This is a genomic window from Shewanella marina JCM 15074 (genome assembly GCF_000614975.1).
Taxonomy (GTDB): domain Bacteria; phylum Pseudomonadota; class Gammaproteobacteria; order Enterobacterales; family Shewanellaceae; genus Shewanella; species Shewanella marina.
Window position 1 is genome coordinate 51,978 of record NZ_BALM01000012.1, and the last position, 18,868, is coordinate 70,845.

Genomic DNA, 18,868 nt, shown 5'->3' on the forward strand with positions numbered 1-18,868 from the left:
TGCTATACTCCGCCCCCCATATCGTTTGAGCTGGTCAAGCGCTATTTGTTTATTTGCTGGACATTGAAATGCAAGTTGAATCCACATTATTTACCTATCCTAAATATCGTACTGGCGAAAAGCCTGCGTCTTTTTTACCTATGTCTCGTAAAGAGATGAATAAATTAGGTTGGGATAGTTGTGATGTCGTATTAGTAACCGGTGATGCCTATGTTGATCACCCTAGTTTTGGTATGGCGGTGATCGGCCGAATGTTGGAGGCTCAAGGGTTTAGAGTGGGCATCATTGCTCAACCAGATTGGTCCAATAAACAAGATTTTATGCGTTTAGGTAAACCGAATCTATTTTACGGTGTCACAGCCGGCAATATGGATTCGATGATTAACCGTTATACCGCCGAGCGTAAATTACGTCATGATGACGCTTATACGCCCAATAATGAAGGTGGTAAAAGACCCGATCGTGCGGTCACTGTTTACACCCAGCGTTGTAAAGAAGCCTTTAATGATGTGCCAGTTGTTATTGGTGGTATTGAGGCCAGTTTACGCCGTTTAGCTCATTACGATTATTGGTCAGACAAAGTGCGCCGTAGCGTTATTTTTGACGCTAAAGCAGACATCTTAATTTACGGTAATGCTGAACGACCGCTGGTGGATATTGCCCACCGGTTGGCGCAAGGTGAAACCATTGCTGATATGCAAGATGTGCGTGGCAGTGCCGTTATTCGTAAAGAAGTGCTTCCAGAGTGGAGAGGGGTTGATTCACGTAAGATCGATCAACTGCATAAGATTGATCCGATCCCAAATCCATATGGTGCTGATGATGTTGGCTGCAGTAATCTATCAGGTCCAACCGATAATAAGATTTTGATAACGATGCGCCTCAGGCCATTAGCGTGCAACCACCTAAACCAAAGCCATGGGAACAAACTTATGTGTTGTTACCCGCTTATGAAAAGGTGAGTAACGATCGTTATCTGTACGCGCATGCATCGCGTATTTTGCATCAAGAGACTAATCCAGGTTGTGCTCGTGCTTTATATCAACCGCATGGTGATCGTGGTGTTTGGCTTAATCCGCCAGCATGGCCATTAAATACTGATGAGATGGATGCAGTGTTTGATCTGCCGTATCAGCGTTTGCCACATCCAAGTTACGGCAAGGCAAAAATCCCGGCTTATGACATGATTAAGACCTCAATTAATATTATGCGTGGCTGTTTTGGTGGCTGTGCATTTTGCTCTATTACTGAGCATGAGGGCCGTATTATTCAAAGTCGCTCAAAAGAGTCTATCGTCAAAGAGTTAGAGGCGATTCGAGATACGGTACCGGGCTTTACTGGAGTGATATCTGATTTAGGCGGACCATCGGCTAACATGTATCGTCTTGGTTGTACTAGCGAGAAAGCAGAGCAAACTTGCCGCCGTTTATCATGTATTTATCCAACTATTTGCGGTCACTTAAATACTGATCATGAACATACGATTGATCTGTATCGTGCAGCGCGTGATGTGCCAGGGATTAAAAAGGTGTTAATTGCTTCTGGTGTGCGTTATGACCTCGCGATTGAAGATCCACGCTATATCAGAGAGCTGGCAAAATACCATGTGGGTGGTTATTTAAAGATTGCGCCAGAACATACTGAGGAAGGGCCATTAAGTAAAATGCTGAAACCGGGCATGGGGACTTATCATAAGTTTAAAGAGTTATTTGATAAGTTTTCAGCTGAAGCCGGTAAAAAACAATATTTAATCCCTTACTTTATTTCAGCGCATCCGGGCACAAGCAATGAAGATATGGTGAATTTAGCATTGTGGCTTAAGTCTGAAAACTTTAAGTTGGATCAAGTGCAAAACTTCTATCCATCGCCAATGGCAAATGCGACTGCAATTTACTACACCGAGCTTAATACATTAAAGAATGTAAAGCGTGATAGCGAAGAGGTTGAGGTGATTAAGAAGGGGCGTCAACGCCGCTTACATAAAGCCTTGTTGCGTTATCATGATCCTGCTGGCTGGCCGCTGATCCGTGAAGCCTTAGTGGCGATGGGTAAAAAGTATCTAATCGGTACTGGGGCGAACCATTTAGTGCCGCCTGAAAGCCGCAATGAGGGTAAAACCAATAGCTGGGGCACGAAACCCGCCGCGAAAGGGCAGCAAGCGAGCACACGCTTTAGTGACAATCAACATGACTCTCGTAAGCCAAAAGCGAAAAATAAAGCCGCAGAGGGTGGTCACGCTGGGCCTGCAAAAGGTAAAGCTAAACCTGCAACGGCAAGTAAAGGTGGCAAGCCTGCGGGTAAAGGTTGGGCAACACCGTCTAAATATGGCCGTAATAAATAATAAAATGAGATAAAAAAAGCGCCACAACTGGGTTGTGGCGCCGCTACCTATAAGAATGGCCTAAAGATGAGGTAGCAATATACCCATCAAGATGGGCATCCCCATTAAGTAGGGGAACAAGGGTAGCGCATATGAAAAAAGTCTATTGAGCTAATGTCACTTTTAGTTGTTCTAAGAAGCGACCCGCATCTGCTGTCATGCGTTGATCTGTTTTTAAATTCCAAATACCAATAGTGCCATCACCATTTAGGGTGATGATAATATTGGCATCACTCTTAAGTGCACGGTTATGTTGGCGTTTAAGCTTACTGCCACTAAAATCGTTTTGTACTGAAGCTTGTGGGAATGCATGACGAATTTGGTTGGCAATTATTAATGCCTGAGCGTTGTCATTACTATTTTCACAGGTAATTGCAATCACCCCATCTAGTACAATACGGTGTTTAATATTGAGGGTTTCAAGTAATAAAATAAGGCGCTCTAACCCAATTGCAAAACCTGATGCAGGTAATGAATCTCCGCTAAATAGCTCAACTAAACCATCGTAACGCCCACCGCCACATACTGTACCTTGTGAACCTAAAGCATCAGTAATCCATTCAAATACAGTACGGCTATAATAATCTAGACCGCGTACTAGGCGTGGGTTGATAACATATTTAATGCCTACATTATCTAAAATTCGGCAAACTTGTTCGAAGTGCTGTTTTGACTCTTCATCCAAATACTCAAGCAGCTTCGGAGCATCAGTTAACATCGCCTGCATTTGTGGATTTTTGCTGTCTAAAATGCGTAATGGATTTTTCTCTAAACGGATCAAACTATCTTCGTCAAGTAGGTCTTTATGAGCCGTTAAATACTCAATCAGTGCAGCGCGGTGAGCACTACGCTCAGAGCTAGTGCCTAATGAGTTAATTTCTAAACGTAAGTGGCTAATAATGCCTAATGAGCGGAATAGGTCGTGGCTCATTAAAATCAGTTCGGCATCGACTTCTGCGCCAGCCATGCCAAAGGTTTCTACCCCTAGCTGGGTAAATTGACGTAAACGACCTTTTTGCGGACGCTCATAACGGAACATCGGGCCTTGATACCACATTCTTTGAGTGGCGTTATAGCAAAGTTTGTTTTCAATGACGGCGCGAACACAACCGCTGGTGCCTTCTGGTCGTAGCGTAATGTGATCGCCACTTTTATCGATAAAGTTGTACATCTCTTTTGACACGATATCGGTTGCTTCACCAACCGCGCGTTCAAAGAGTGCAACAGGCTCAAGTAGTGGTAAGCGGATCTCTTGATAACCGTAACCTTGAGTCACTTGCCTAATGCGTGACTCAAGCCACTGCCATATTGGCGTTTCATCGGGGAGTACATCTTTCATCCCACGAATTGATTGAATTTTCATATGTTTTCCTTCAGTAACCGCTACGGTTAGAGCCTAATGCTAAAGAGTTAGATTTTATTATGCGCTGATAAGACGACTGAAAATGAGGTAAAGGTAGCAGAAGTTAATGAGTTAATTCAGGCACCCTTAATACTAAAGACAGTGGCAATAGCAGGCGAAAAAGAAACGTATATAGCATGACGGGTGTAATAACACGACTGCATTAGCAAATGCAGTCGTGTTGATCAGTTAAAAAAGATTAAGCTGATTTTTTCTGTGCATCTGCAATAACGTCATTGATTAAGCCATCAATGCTGTCGTGGTCTAGATGGTGACCAGATAGCACCATATGGGCTAAACCGTTTGAAATTGCTAGGCAATGATCTTTCCAAACATGCTCAGATGGGCAAGGGAATACAACAGTGATTGAGTTACGGCCACGCCATGCATCAATACCTGCAGCTTGGAAACGTTTAACTGTGTATTCAGCAAGCTCTAAACAACGGTCAATACGACGACGCCATTCGTTCTTGTCATGAGTCATTACCGCTTCCCATAACATTAATGGAGTATGACCGTTACGAGAACCTGTAATTGTTTTGTCGTGTGCTGCAATGTAATCGATTTCAACAGTGATGCCGTCTACATATTTTTTCTTAGCAAGTACCACACCGCAAGGGATTGGAGAACCAATCATTTTGTGGCCAGATACGCCGATAGAGTCGATACCATCAGCAAAGTTGAAGCCTTGAGCGTCATCAACGAATGGTAGGATCATGCCGCTTAATGCAGCATCAGCGTGTAGGTAGTAATCTTCACGTTTGATGCCAGCATCTTTTAGTAATTTTTGGATTTTATGAATATCATCAATTGCGCCTTTAACGGTAGTACCGATGTTAGCGAAAATGATTGGGTGTTGTTCATTGTCAGCCGCAATTTTCTTCATTAAATCGTCATAGTCGATTTCACCTGTAGGTAGTGATTCAACAACTTGACTCTTAATACGTAACAACTTAACAATTTTAGCAACTGAATAGTGAGTGTCTTTTGAATAGTAAAGTGTACCTTCAGGGAAGATTTCACGTGCTAGGTAACAACCAAACATATTACCTTCAGTACCGCCGTTAGTTACATAACCCCAGCTTTCTTCAAAAGGAATTTTATAAAGGTCTGCAAAATATTCCATTACCTCTTTTTCAAAATCAAAAGAGTTTAATAGATAGTTACAATATTCGCCCCAGTCACCACAGTTGTTAATTGAGAAACGAAGAAAACGCTCTAAATTTGTGTAATCAAAGTCAGCTGATTCAGGATAACCAATATTGAAGTATTGGTTTTTAACACAATGTGCCCAAAATGCGTCTAATTTATTTTGGTTCTCGATAGATAAAGTCATTTTTGTATCTCCCGATAAGCGGAATTAATATTTAAAATTAATTCCGCTTATCATTTAAATTAAAAAATATTCTTGAAACAAAGTTGAGATTGATTATTAAGAGTTTGCGTTAGCAGCGTCATCAGTAAGAATTGTTTTACCTTCATGCGCTTTTTTAGCGGCAACGAATGAGTATAGAGGGATGGTGCAAAGCATCATCATAATACCCCAGTAAATTGCATCACTACCTGAAGACAACAAGGCGAAGATTGAATAAATCATGCCGATAACCACTAGGATGGTGTAGATAACGAAGCTACGACCCTTATCTAGTTTTTTGGCTGCCATAATAATTGGTAGTGAAATGATGGCGTACATGTAAGGAAGCAATGAAGCAAATACAGACATCAAAATAATAATTTGGAATTGTTGAGCTAAGTCTGGTGACGCAGTCATTAATAATACTGCACTCATCAATACACCGGTAAACACTAGGCTCTTCATTGGTACGTCGTTTTTATTAACTTCACCGAAGAATTTAGGGAATAGACCAGATTTAGCACCTGCTTTTGGTGCTTCAGATTGAAGAATTAACCAACCAGAGATAGAACCGAAACATGCAATAATACTTAGTGCAGAAGCAACGTTACCCGCAGTATCACCAAACATATAGCGTGCTGCATCAGCAAATGGAGCGGCAGATTTGATTAGTACTTCGTGTGGCACAATACCCATGATTACAGTACAGCTACCTACATAACAGATAGAGGCAATAAGCAAACCATATACAGTTGCTTTAGGTACTGTTTTTTCAGGGTCTTTTACTTGGCCTGAAGAAACTACAGCAGATTCAACCCCTAAGAAGCCCCATAATGCGATTGATGCAGCAGAAAGGATTGCGTGAGTGTCACTTTGACCTGTTGCGTTATAAACAGTGTTATAAGTTGTTGGGTCAAACCAGAACCAGCCTAGAACACCCACACCTAAGATAACAACAAGGCCACAAATAGCAGTGAATGATTGTGAGCGGCTAGCAACTTTAGCACCGAAGCTTGCTAACATTACAAAGCCCCAAAGGATTGCAATAGCAACAATCGAACCTACAGATGGGTTTTTCAATGCAGGGAAGAAATAGCTTAAGTAACCGATACCTGCAACAAGAAGTGCAACGTTACCTACCCAAGCACTGATCCAGTAACAAATAGTACTTTGGAAACCGATAAATGGACCAAATGCATCATTTGCATAAGCCACAATACCACCGTTTCTTGGGTTAACTAGGCTTGTTTTGGCGAAAACCAATGCCAGAGCCATTACACCGATGATGGTAAATATCCAACCCCATAACGAGATTGAACCGACACCTGCCAAGTTAGTTGGCAGCATAAACACGCCAGAACCCATCATATTTGATGCGGTCACTAAGGTGAGGGCGATAACCCCCATCTTATGGGCTTGACTAGCACTCATTGTTGAAGACATAAAATATTCTCATTGTTAATGCGCTACAATTTAGTCGCTAATAAATATCGCTATTAAGACTAATATTTGAATAAGGCTATGTTATTAGTGGCAACAATTAATACGCGAAGCAAATCAACAATGAAATATTGAAATAGTTAATTCAATTTATAAGAGTAGCTAATTATTGAGTGAGTATAAAACATCCAATAGATAACCCAATTTAAATTGAAGACAAATTGGCTTAATATAGTTAAATCACAAAAAGTATATTAACTTTATTTAGACAACCTTATCTTTTTAACCTTAGCTTGCATTAAATGCTGCAATATTTTGCTATTGCTAGCGTAAATTCTCATTACAACAATAAAAGTAAAGAGAATAATGAAAATAACTTCTATCACAGGGTTTTAAATTACAAAGCGTAAGCATTGTACTTTGACAAAGTGCGATACTTTTATTCATAACCTAGCCTCCAATAGAAATTAAAAAAACAACTTACCTTTTGTTTTCGAAATCAGTGTAGGCCTCTAAAGTAAGAAAATTTTTGAACTAGGTCATACTTTTATGCAAGAAGAATGAATAAAAATTTAATTATTGCGTTGTTGATACGTAAAGGTTAATGGTAAACAATCAATGGGTTATGAATGATATTGCAATGTTTTTTGATGGTCTTCTTGATGTGATTTATTGTTTTTTAAATGAATACATGTACTGCTAAATGATGTGCAATGTGAACCTATGTGGGTAAAAGACGCATAAGTGTGTTGTCATTGCAGTAGATGTAACTCTTTATATTTTATTGGTTTTACGTGTGGCCTTTGAGTTTTTCTTTTATTTTAAGTAAGTAGGCGGTCTTGTTAGACTTGGATTGTATTTACGAAATAGCCGATAGAGGCATTAGTATCGTAGTGGGTAGTGAACTTCAGCGCCCTTAAATTGTAGCGTCAAGCGGTGAAGGATTCGAAGTTTATGCTGAATTGCATAAATCTACTATTATTGTGAGTGGGTTATGGTACTAGGGGGATGTCGTAGCTTTCACAAGGTGCTCTTTATATGTAAAGCACCTTGAATATTCGATTTTTAAGGGCAACAATCGTAATTGTTAACTTTGTATATTGCTCATAATTTTTAAATACCGCCTAATTTGCTGTTCACATTTTTTTGATGATGTATTTTTTGCTGGGAGCACTAACAGAGAATTAAAACCACTAATGCAAGCTAAAATAAAATCTTGGCAGTTATGTTTAAAAAATTGTTCTACGGGTTGAGCAAAGCCCTCTTCGGTTTTAACGATAACATACAAACTATTATGACTAATGCTGAGTATTTGGTGTTTGAGTGGTTGATTAATTGAATAAGATGGCAATGTATTCACCAGGGTATAAATTTTCTCACCTGTCGCATTATCTACCTTAGCGGCACCAAGACTCGTCAATAATTTTGAAACTAAAGATTGATTAATGTGTTCAAATCCTTGTTGTTCAAGTAAGTCTTTAAGCTGAATTTGGTTTGTAATTTTTTGCTGTTCTAATAAAAATAAGCAAGTGTCAGACAACGATCTATGATTAAGCTTTTCACCAGTGAATTCGACTTCAGTAATCATATAAACCTTCTCTTTTATTTAAAAATAAAAGCCTATATTCGATAAAGTGAGTAATAGGCTTTCTTTGTTTTTAATGACAAGCTTTTAAATCAATGCACCAATAGATAGCATAATCATGCTGATGATAGCGAGAACAGCAAGGAGTGGTGCCACCCATTTTATCCAACGAATATAAGATACGTGACCAATTGCCAATCCTCCCATGACGACAGCAGAGGTTGGTGTCATTAAGTTAACTAAACCAGAGGCAGACTGATAGGCTGTAACAACTAAATCTCTACCTACTCCGGCAAAGTCTGCAAGCGGTGCCATAATTGGCATTGATAGCACTGCTAAACCTGAAGATGAGGGTACAAGGAAAGATAATGCAATTTCAATCCAGTACATCACATTTATGAATACGACTGATGAAAGACCAGTAACTGCTTGTTCTGCAGCATTAAGGATAGAGTCGGTAATCATACCTTTATCCATAATGACGACAATACCACGAGCGATACCAATAATTAAGGCTACTCCCAGGAGATCTCTCGCACCATCGATAAAGGTACCAGTAAATTCTTCTTCACTCATTCGCGCAACAAAGCAAATAACAATTGAAGATGCTAAGAACATGGCTGAAATTTCTGCCATCCACCAACCATTAACTGATACTCCATAAATCATAATGGCGAATGAGATTAAGAAGATCCAAAGAACCGCTTTACGAGTTTTAGTAAACTCTAAAGCAATATCAGAGCGTTGACTTAAAAAGTGTGCTTGGTTTGCTTCATATTGGTCATAAACAATTGATTGTGTTTTGTCGGCACGTACTTTTTTAGCGTAACGCATGACGTAAGCGACACAGATCACCCAACCAATGACTAAAATAGCAAGCCTTAAAGCAATACCATCTGAAAATGGAATACCTGCAGCGTTGGCGGCGATTACCGTTGCAAAAGGGTTAATTGTTGAGCCTAAAGTACCAATACCAGCACCTAATAATACTGTCGCAACAGCTACTACAGGGTCAAAGCGTGCGGCAATCATGATGGGAACTAAGATTGAGTAAAAGGGCAATGACTCTTCTGCCATGCCATAGATGGTGCCGCCGGCGGCAAATAATGCCATTAATATTGGGATCATTAATTCTTCGCGGCCTTTTAAACGGCCAATAACTCGCTCAATACCAGCATCAATCGCATTAGTTTTATTGACGACGCCTAAGAAGCCACCAATAACTAAAATAAATAAGCAAACATCAATAGCACCCGCTTCATTTGTTTCATGATTATAAAAGCCATCAATAGGTGCAAATAATACGTCTACCCAAGTTTGTGGATTGGCTTCAACATGATGATAGGTTCCAGTGACAGGAACTTCTTTTCCAAGAGCATCATTCATTTGCCGATCATATTGGCCAGCAGGAATAATCCACGTTAAGGCTGCAATTATAATGATTAATAGAAATAGAATAGTGTGTGCTGAAGGAAATTTTAATCGACTAAAAAATCCTTTATTTTCTTTATTATCAGGTTTAACAGTTTCAGTGCTCATATAAAGCCCTCTGTATTTCAATATATTGGTGATTATTGAACTTAAATTAGATAAATAGAGTTTGATGTTGCGTTAGTTTAATTTTAAATAAAGTTAAACTTGATTGTGTGAAAAAGTGTATCAACCGAATTGTTACTATTCTTTGTCATTCATCACGTTTTTTAGAATAGGCAAATTTGTAAAAATATATTTTATTTCAAATGTAATATCATTAAAAAACAGTAGGTTACGTTGCTCTTAAAAATAAAGTAATCAATATAGTGATTAACTATTCAAATATTTTTTAAATATAAATATCAAAAATATTTGTTTTAATTTGAATATTTAAATGTGTGATCTCGATCAAACATGGGTATCAATTTAAATGTATTATTTATTTAGGATTTGAAACGAAGTAAATTATGTTGGGGTTAATTAAATTCTAACTAAACATTTTAGGTAATAATATTTGTTTTCATAGTGACTATTGTTTTAATAGCTGTTGGCTTTTATTCATGTTAACCATGTGGTTATTAGTGATTTTTGTTCTTATTTAAATATCTGAGACGCTAACTATATATTGGTAGTTTTGGGTATCATTAAATTAATCATTGAGTTATTGAGAATGAATATTTATTAATTTTGTATTGATGAAGCGTATTTCATACGCGTTCTTCTGTAATTTCTGATAATGAGAGAGTAAATATGAGTGATTTTTATGTTGGTTCCGAAATTGGACAATTACGTAAAGTTATTTTACATCGTCCAGGTAGAGATTTAGAACATTTAACACCATCTAACTGTCAAGATTTGTTATTTGATGACGTACTGAATGTTGAAGACGCACAGAAAGAACATGATGTTTTCTCCAATTTACTCAGAAATAACGGGGTTGAGGTCTTTCTATTACATAACCTGTTAACTGAAACATTAGCGATTCCAGCAGCTAAAGATTGGTTGCTAAGCAAACAAGTATCTAACTACCGTTTTGGCCTTACTTTTGCCAATGATCTTCGCTGTTATTTAGGTGATTTACCTAATAGTGAACTTGCAGATATTTTACTTGGTGGTTTGTCTTATTCAGAAATGCCATTGCCATCGTCTTCAATGATCCGCGCAATGCATAACCCGACTGATTTTATTATTAAGCCATTACCAAACCATTTGTTTACTCGTGACACCTCTTGTTGGGTTTACGGTGGTGTATCAATTAACCCTATGGCTAAAGAAGCTCGTCGCCGTGAAACTAACCATTTACGTGCTATTTATCAGTGGCATCCAATGTTTGCTAATAAAGATTTTGTTAAGTACTACGGTGATAAAGAATCTATTTATGACCACTCAACTATCGAAGGTGGTGACGTATTAGTCATTGGTCGAGGCTCTGTGCTTATTGGTATGTCAGAGCGAACTACGCCACAAGGTGTTGAGCATTTAGCGGCGAGTTTATTTAAACATGGCCAAGCAAAACAAGTGATTGCAATGGAACTGCCTAAACTACGTTCTTGCATGCACTTAGATACAGTGATGACACATATGGCAGAAGATACTTTCTCTGTTTATCCCGATGTGATCCGTAATGATATCAAGTGTTGGAGTCTAACCGGTTCTCAAACTGGTGATATCCATGCCAAACAAGAAGCTAGCTTTATTACCGCCATTGAAAAAGCCTTAGGTGTCGATCAGCTTAATTTAATTACGACTGGTGGTGATGAGTTTGAGGCTGAACGTGAGCAGTGGAACGATGCGAACAACGTCTTAACTGTCCGTCCTGGTGTGGTTGTAGGTTATGAACGCAATACTTACACCAATGAAAAATACGATAAAGCGGGTATTACCGTACTGCCTATTATGGGTGATGAGTTAGGCCGCGGTCGTGGTGGTGCTCGTTGTATGAGCTGTCCAATTCAACGTGATGATATCTAAATCCGTTTATTAGCCCCAGCATTTTTGATGCTGGGGAGTAAAGAGAGAATTTTTAAATGTCTAAAAAAACCGTTGTTGTCGCACTAGGTGGTAATGCGCTATTGCGTCGTGGTGAGCCTTTAGAAGCTGAGACTCAACGCCAAAATATTATTACTGCAGCAAAGACTATTGCTGCAATTGCTGAAGAATACAATGTGGTGTTAGTGCATGGAAATGGCCCGCAAGTTGGCTTATTAGCACTGCAAGGACTTGAATATAAAAAAGTCAGTCCGTATCCACTTGACGTATTGGGTGCAGAAACTCAAGGAATGATTGGTTATATGTTGATGCAAGAGTTAAAAAATATTTTGCCTCAGCAACAAGTTTCATGCGTATTAACCCAAATGAAAGTTGATCCTAACGATCCTGCATTTATTAATCCAACTAAACCGATTGGTCCTGTATATGCGGAGGCTGAAGCACGTCAATTAGCTGAACAATATCACTGGACTGTTAAGCCTGATGGTCAATATTTCCGCCGTGTAGTACCAAGCCCTCAACCTATTGGTATTGTTGAAAAAGAGACTATTGAGACCTTGATTGCTAATAATCATTTAGTGATTTGTACTGGGGGTGGTGGTATCCCCGTTAAGTGTGAAAATAACCAAATAATAGGGATTGAAGCTGTTATTGATAAGGATATGTCTTCGGCTTATTTAGCTCGCCAAATTAAAGCGGATGCTTTGCTTATTTTAACTGATGCCGATGCTGTTTATGTCAATTGGGGTACCGCTGAGCAACGCGCATTAAGTCGTACTACCCCCGCTGAACTTGCCCAAATTACTTTTGATGCAGGCTCTATGGCACCCAAAATTGAAGCTTCTTGTGATTTTATTAAGCAGGGCGGCGAACTGGTTGGTATTGGTGCATTACATGACGGTTTGCAGATCTTAAAAGGTCTTGCTGGAACCAATATTGTTGCAGATTAAAAATTGATAAACGTTTATTCAAATTTATAGTATAGAGGTAAATAATCATGGCTTTTAACTTACGTAACCGTAATTTTTTAAAACTACTCGATTTTGCACCACGTGAAATTCAATTCTTTTTAGATCTAGCTGCTGACTTAAAAAAAGCAAAATATAATGGCACAGAACAGCCAAGATTAACGGGTAAAAATATTGCGTTAATTTTTGAGAAAACCTCTACACGTACTCGCTGCGCATTTGAAGTTGCGGCTTATGATCAAGGCGCTAAAGTGACCTATATCGGTGCTTCAGGTTCACAAATTGGTCATAAAGAATCAATGAAAGATACTGCTCGTGTGCTTGGTCGTTTTTATGATGGTATTGAATATCGTGGGTTTGCTCAAAAAACAGTAGAAGAGCTTGGTGAATTTGCTGGTGTACCCGTATGGAATGGTCTAACGAATGAGTTTCATCCAACTCAAATTATCGCTGACTTTATGACGATGTTAGAGCACGGCCAAGGCAAACGTCTTAATGAAATTAAATTTGCTTATCTAGGTGATGCTCAAAATAATATGGGTAACTCTTTGATGGTAGGTGCAGCTAAAATGGGTATGGATATTCGTCTCGTTGCGCCACAAGATTTTTGGCCAGAAGCTGAATTAGTGGCTGAGTGTCGTGAAATCGCTGCATTAACTGGCGCTAAAATTACACTTACTGAAAATGTGAAAGAAGGCGTACAAGGTTGCGACTTCCTTTATACCGATGTTTGGGTTTCTATGGGTGAAGCCAAAGAAAAATGGGATGAGCGCGTTAAACTTATGACCCCATACCAAGTCAATATGGATGTGATTAAAGCGACGGGTAATCCAGCGGTTAAATTCCTACATTGTCTACCTGCTTTCCATAATGATGAGACAGTAGTGGGTAAAGAAGTTGCTGCTAAATATGGTATGAAAGGCCTTGAAGTGACTGAAGAAGTGTTTGAATCAGCATACTCTATTGCATTTGATGAAGCTGAAAACAGAATGCACAGCATTAAAGCTATTATGGTTGCTACGTTAGGTCAGTAAAAGCGAATTAATTGATTTAAGCGAGTTGATAGTCATGCTAGCAACTCGCTTTTTTTTAGCCAATTTTTGGCTGTTGGATAAGAAGCTATATTATGAAAGCAGAAGCGAAAGTCCCAACAAATAATAAATTAGGTTTAGGGGCGTTAAGTGCCCTAGTAATTGGTTCAATTATTGGTGCAGGTGTATTTAGCTTGCCGCAAAATATGGCTTCAGTCGCAAGCCCTTTAGCTGTTGTGATTGGTTGGATTATAACGGGTATAGGGATGATTTTTCTCGCGTTAACATTTCAACGGTTATGTATTTGTAAGCCCGAAATTAATACAGGTGTATTTGGCTACGCGAAGGCTGGATTTGGTGATTTAATCGGTTTTTTTTCTGCTTGGGGTTACTGGTTATGCGCCGTTATCGCCAATGTTTCATATTTAGTTATTATTTTTAGTACACTCGGATTATTCTTTGATACCCCTCAACATGTGATTTTTGGTGAGGGCAACAATATACTTTCTATCGGCTTGGCGTCGGTGTATGTCTGGGGCATTCATTTTTTATTATTAAAAGGGATAAAAACAGCCTCTGTTATTAATATTATTACGACAATTGCCAAGTTAATTCCCATCTTTATTTTTATTGTCGCTGCTCTTATCGCTTTTAAAGCCGATACATTTACCTTGGATTTAACGGGGGTATACTCCCATGCGGGTAAATCATTAATGGATCAGGTGAAAGACACTATGTTATTCACTGTGTGGGTCTTTATTGGTATTGAAGGGGCGGTGATCGTTTCTGGTCGAGCCAAAACGCAAAAAGAGGTCGGTACGGCGACAGTATTAGGGTTACTGACCACATTAGCGATTTATGTACTGATCAGTTTATTGTCGATGGGGGTGATTAGTACACCAGAGCTTGCTGCAATGCATAATCCATCAACCGCTAAAATACTAGAACACATTTTAGGACCTGTTGGGTTAGTGATCATTGGTATTGGTTTACTTATTTCAGTGTTAGGTGCCTATTTGAGTTGGACACTGCTTACTGTTGAGTCTCCTTATATTGCAGCTAAAGAAAAAATGTTTCCGCAAATCTTTGCCAGAACCAATAAAAATGGCACTTCACAATACAGCTTAATCATTTCAACCTTGTTTGTTCAGTTTGCATTAATCGCTATTATTTTCTTTGGCGGCACTTACACAACACTGTTAAATATTGCTTCGGTAATGGTCTTAGTACCTTATTTACTTGTGGCGGCATATGCGTTAAAAGTCGGTTTAGCGACTAAGAATAATACGACGATTTTTATCGGCACCATGGGAACTATTTATGGTTGTTGGCTAATTTATGCCGCGGGTATACACAACTTAATGGTGGCGTGTTTACTTTATTTACCGGGCATTATTTTCTTTATTATCACTAAACGTCAGCATGGTGAAAAATGGTTTTATGGTAAAAATCAGGCAATTATAATTTGTTTAATGATATTAAGCCTTCTTGGTTTTTGGTTATATTAAAAATAATATATCGAAATGGCTAGGCAGTTAATTGTCTGGCTATTTTTATGTTTCAAATAAATACTCTTCCTCAAACATATTATAAATAATTATATTTTTTATACTGTTGATTCAATGCATTACTTTATAGCGTTTAATTATTTTGTTTAAATATGCTTGTATTTTGCATATTTAGTCGATACGTGCTTTGTTATTATCATTGTTATGATATTTATTGTTATTTATCAATATCTTATTATTCATCCATTGTGTTGCAACTACACTGTTTAACCTCGTATGTAGGAATTTAAGTGACCTCTATAAATAATAAATTAATACGCTTGTTAATGTTAGGTTAATTAATTTTTTTTGAATTAAATTTGATATTTGTTAACCCTTTTATGGGAGTTAGCAAATTTATTGTCGTGTATAACTTAACTATCAAAAAATATAGATTCCAGAGTGATGGAGGAACCAAACCGCTTACTTGTAATGAAAATATTAGCTGTTGATATTTTAATATAAGGATATGTAATGAAATTTTTCGAGAATGCTAAATATGTAGGTTTTGCAAGTGCTTTTGGCGCCGCTACCCTGATGGGATTAGTTGGTTTTTTTGCTCGCCATATCAATGCTCAAGGAGATGTCATCGCTTTTTCTAGAATGTTATGTGGTGCAGTACTATTTTTTATTATTTTAAAATCGATGAATCGCGTCGGTGATTTAAAAAAATATAAATTATCACCTTCCATGATCGCCAGCGGCATATTTATGGGAACCTGTTTATCCGCTTACGTTGCTTCAACTCAGTTAACCTCAATTGCCAACGCTGTTTTCTTCATTTATATCGGCCCTATTATTTCAACTATTTTGGCGATTATCTTTTTAAAAGAACCACTAAAACCGATCACTATGTTTTCAATCGTTTGCGTATTTATCGGTATGATGTTGATTGTTGGCTTAGTTAGCTTTACGCCAACGGGGATCTCATTTGGGATTAGCTTCTCACAAGAAACCTTTATTGGAGACATGCTTGGTTTAGCATCTGGTGTAGGTTATGGCTTATTCCTGTTTTTTGGTCGTTATCGTACAGAAGTACCGGGTGATGTTCGTTCATTTTGGAACTTCTTATTCGCATTAGCGGGTATCTGTGTGTTGTTCTTCTTTACTAATCCATCAATTTCACAAATGACCAATAGCGATTGGTTGTGGTGGATTGCGATTGGTATTGTGTGTGGTTTTGGTGCGCTATCACTTTGTACTATTGCGACTAAGAATTTATTAGCGGTTGAATTCGCTTGTATCTCTTATTGGGAGTGTGTGGTTGCATCAATTATTGGTATTTTAGTATTTACCGAACCGCTTTCTGGGGTGCAGATGGTTGGTGGCCTATTAATTATTATGGGTGGCATGAGTGAGATGGTAATTAGTGTATTGCGTAATGTTAAAAACAAGCGCACTGCAGCCAATCTGAGTGTCCAATAATAATAGGTAGCAACTTATGAGTGTTGATATTAGTTCTCTCCCTATTGGGATTAAGATGCCAAAAAATGTCGATCAAAGTGCATTAAAACGAGCATCAACAGCCTGCTTTATTGGCAATTTTGTTGAATGGTTCGATTATGCGTCGTATGGTTTTTTGGCCACTATTATCGCAGTGTCATTTTTTCCTACCTATGATAAAACAAGCGGCCTTATGGCCGCTTTTGCTATTTTTGCCCTCTCATTTTTAGTTCGACCATTAGGTGGGATTTTTTGGGGGCATATCGGCGATAAAATAGGTCGAAAAACCGCACTGTCAGCGTCGATTATCATTATGTCATGTGCGACATTTTGTATTGGCTTTTTGCCCGATTATCACAGTATTGGCATTTGGGCACCGATATTACTGTTGGTCGCTAGAATGTTTCAGGGCTTTTCTGCATCAGGCGAATACGCTGGGGCTGCAACCTTTCTAACTGAGTTTGCACCAAAGCAACAGAAAGGTTTTTATGCCAGTATTGTGCCTGCAAGTGCAGCTGCAGGATTACTGTTTGGTTCTGTATTCGTATCTGGGTTATATGCATTTCTATCAACCACACAATTACATGAATGGGGCTGGCGTGTACCATTTTTACTGGCAGCACCTTTTGGGTTAATTGGCTTGTATATTCGTATGCAATTGGAGGACTCACCGCAATTTGTCAAATTCAAACAAGATAGCAAAGCTGAACAAGCACCCATTCCGATCAAAATCCTATTTAAGGAGCATAAAAGGACACTATTACTGGGGTTTATTATCACCAGTTTAAATGCCGTTGGTTTTTATCTGCTATTGAGCTACATGCCGACATATATGACGGTGCAGCTTCAGATTAAAGAAACCACTGCGTTTTCAATCTCATCTGTGGTGCTGATTTGTTATATCTTTTTTGTGTTTGGTGTTGGAAAACTGTCAGACGTATTTGGCCGTAAAAAGCTATTGATGTTGGCATCTTTTAGCTTTATGTGTTTGTCTATTCCAATATTTTCGATATTAGAATCAGCCAGTATTATTCAAATAACACTGGTATTGATTTTATTTAGTGCTTGTTTGGCCTTAAATGATGGTTGTTTATCTTGTTATTTATGTGAATTATTTCCAACGAAGGTGAGATATAGCGGCTTTGCATTATCATTTAATAGTGCCAATGCACTGTTTGGTGGTACTGCACCATTTATTGCAACCACGTTAATTTCAGTGACGGGACTGAGCATTGCACCAGGGCTTTATATCATGTTTATTTCCACCATCACCTTAACGGTGATGGTCGCGACTTATAAGCACCATTAATGACTAGATATGGGCGTTGGCAATTGTGAACGCCCTAAACTTACTCGGCGTGACGTTAAAGTAATCTTTAAAGACTTTTGAGAAATGAGAAGCAGAAGAAAACCCTAATAAATCAGATAACTCTTGAATCGAGTCTTCAGATTCAAGCAGGGTGCGAGATGCAATTAACATCTTTTGTTGCAGTAACCAAGCATGAAAGGACATGCCCATACTCTTTTTGACTAAGCGATTAAATGTCGATTTAGACATAAAGAAATGTTGTGATAGTGCATCGATATCACTGGTCATGGCGGGGTTACTTTGAAACATATAATTAAGCGATGAACATAACTCCAGCTCTCTTAATGTTTTCTTTTGTATTAACTGTTGTTCTATCGATTCTACGCCCGCTTGGTTAGTGATTTCGGTCGCCACCAATTCAATAATTTGAATAATGGCACTGACATTATTTAGTTCAAATTCATTTTTAATATCATTATAAATAGACGATATATACTGATTCGCTTGATTGGCTGGAATAATCTTTTGATTTTTCGTATTAAATAAATTGATTAGCGGTGCAGCATAAGGGCTAGGAGATAATAGATGATAAAGTTTATAGAGATTGATTTGTAAACTTCGGCAACTTAATTCACCGTTAGGGCGCGACACGCAATGGCGCATTTGTGGTGGAATAAATATGATTTCGTGGGCTTCGACAGTAATAGGCTGCTTAGTGTCTGAAATAACCAGTAGTGGGCTATCATCAGCAAACAGCAGTTCTGCAAATGAATGATAATGAGGTGTCAGTAACACTTCGGCTTCTGAAGAAAACAGAAAGAAATCATTATTGATATGAATATGAGAATTCATATTAACCATTTTATCATTCCGGCAATAGATTACTTACCGCAATTTATCATTATGTTAAACTTTAGAGGGTGAGCATGGTCAAATAAATCCACATG

12 protein-coding genes and 1 pseudogene are annotated in these 18,868 nt (G+C 38.4%); 7 read left to right on the plus strand and 6 right to left on the minus strand.

Features of this window, described 5'->3' with window-relative positions; translation table 11 throughout:
- Nucleotides 1-68 precede the first annotated feature (68 nt).
- Nucleotides 69-2,341, plus strand: a pseudogene (locus tag JCM15074_RS21820) (YgiQ family radical SAM protein).
- A gap of 142 nt (nt 2,342-2,483) precedes the next feature.
- Here JCM15074_RS21820 and hisS read toward each other — a convergent pair.
- From hisS to JCM15074_RS10745, 5 genes are all read right to left on the minus strand, one after another.
- Nucleotides 2,484-3,743 carry a histidine--tRNA ligase gene (hisS, locus tag JCM15074_RS10725; RefSeq protein ID WP_025821203.1) on the minus strand — a complete coding sequence of 420 codons (1,260 nt, stop codon included), beginning with the start codon at nt 3,741-3,743 and terminating at the stop codon, nt 2,484-2,486.
- A 238-nt stretch (nt 3,744-3,981) separates the two neighbouring features.
- Nucleotides 3,982-5,118: a histidine decarboxylase gene (locus JCM15074_RS10730; protein ID WP_025821204.1), complete on the minus strand. Its 1,137-nt coding sequence runs from the start codon at nt 5,116-5,118 to the stop codon at nt 3,982-3,984.
- A gap of 96 nt (nt 5,119-5,214) precedes the next feature.
- Nucleotides 5,215-6,579 carry a histidine-histamine antiporter gene (hdcC, locus tag JCM15074_RS10735; protein ID WP_025821205.1) on the minus strand — a complete coding sequence of 455 codons (1,365 nt, stop codon included), beginning with the start codon at nt 6,577-6,579 and terminating at the stop codon, nt 5,215-5,217.
- A 1,084-nt stretch (nt 6,580-7,663) separates the two neighbouring features.
- Nucleotides 7,664-8,164 (minus strand): arginine repressor, encoded by a 501-nt coding sequence (locus JCM15074_RS10740; RefSeq protein ID WP_025821206.1) that lies wholly within the window; start codon nt 8,162-8,164, stop codon nt 7,664-7,666.
- A gap of 84 nt (nt 8,165-8,248) precedes the next feature.
- A complete protein-coding gene (locus tag JCM15074_RS10745; RefSeq protein ID WP_025821207.1) occupies nt 8,249-9,700 on the minus strand; it encodes a YfcC family protein in 1,452 nt (483 codons plus the stop codon).
- A gap of 684 nt (nt 9,701-10,384) precedes the next feature.
- On the opposite strand from JCM15074_RS10745, the gene arcA reads away from it, so the two are divergent.
- The 6 genes from arcA (at nt 10,385) to JCM15074_RS10775 (ending at nt 17,921) form a co-directional block, all read left to right on the plus strand.
- Entirely contained in the window at nt 10,385-11,605 is a 1,221-nt protein-coding gene (gene arcA, locus JCM15074_RS10750; RefSeq protein ID WP_025821208.1) for an arginine deiminase, read from the plus strand.
- Between the two features lie 56 nt (nt 11,606-11,661).
- On the plus strand, nt 11,662-12,573 hold the full coding sequence (gene arcC / locus JCM15074_RS10755) for a carbamate kinase (RefSeq protein ID WP_025821209.1): 912 nt from the start codon (nt 11,662-11,664) through the stop codon (nt 12,571-12,573).
- Between the two features lie 47 nt (nt 12,574-12,620).
- Nucleotides 12,621-13,625, plus strand: a complete 1,005-nt coding sequence (gene argF / locus JCM15074_RS10760; protein ID WP_025821210.1) for an ornithine carbamoyltransferase — start codon at nt 12,621-12,623, stop codon at nt 13,623-13,625.
- A gap of 92 nt (nt 13,626-13,717) precedes the next feature.
- Nucleotides 13,718-15,130, plus strand: a complete 1,413-nt coding sequence (locus tag JCM15074_RS10765) for a basic amino acid/polyamine antiporter (protein ID WP_025821211.1) — start codon at nt 13,718-13,720, stop codon at nt 15,128-15,130.
- 513 nt (nt 15,131-15,643) lie between these two features.
- A complete protein-coding gene (locus JCM15074_RS10770; RefSeq protein ID WP_025821212.1) occupies nt 15,644-16,594 on the plus strand; it encodes a DMT family transporter in 951 nt (316 codons plus the stop codon).
- Between the two features lie 16 nt (nt 16,595-16,610).
- Entirely contained in the window at nt 16,611-17,921 is a 1,311-nt protein-coding gene (locus tag JCM15074_RS10775; protein WP_025821213.1) for an MFS transporter, read from the plus strand.
- Between the two features lie 3 nt (nt 17,922-17,924).
- Here the strand turns inward: JCM15074_RS10775 and JCM15074_RS10780 are convergent, their stop codons facing one another.
- Nucleotides 17,925-18,773 (minus strand): AraC family transcriptional regulator, encoded by an 849-nt coding sequence (locus tag JCM15074_RS10780; RefSeq protein WP_159105282.1) that lies wholly within the window; start codon nt 18,771-18,773, stop codon nt 17,925-17,927.
- Between the last annotated feature and the right edge of the window lie 95 nt (nt 18,774-18,868).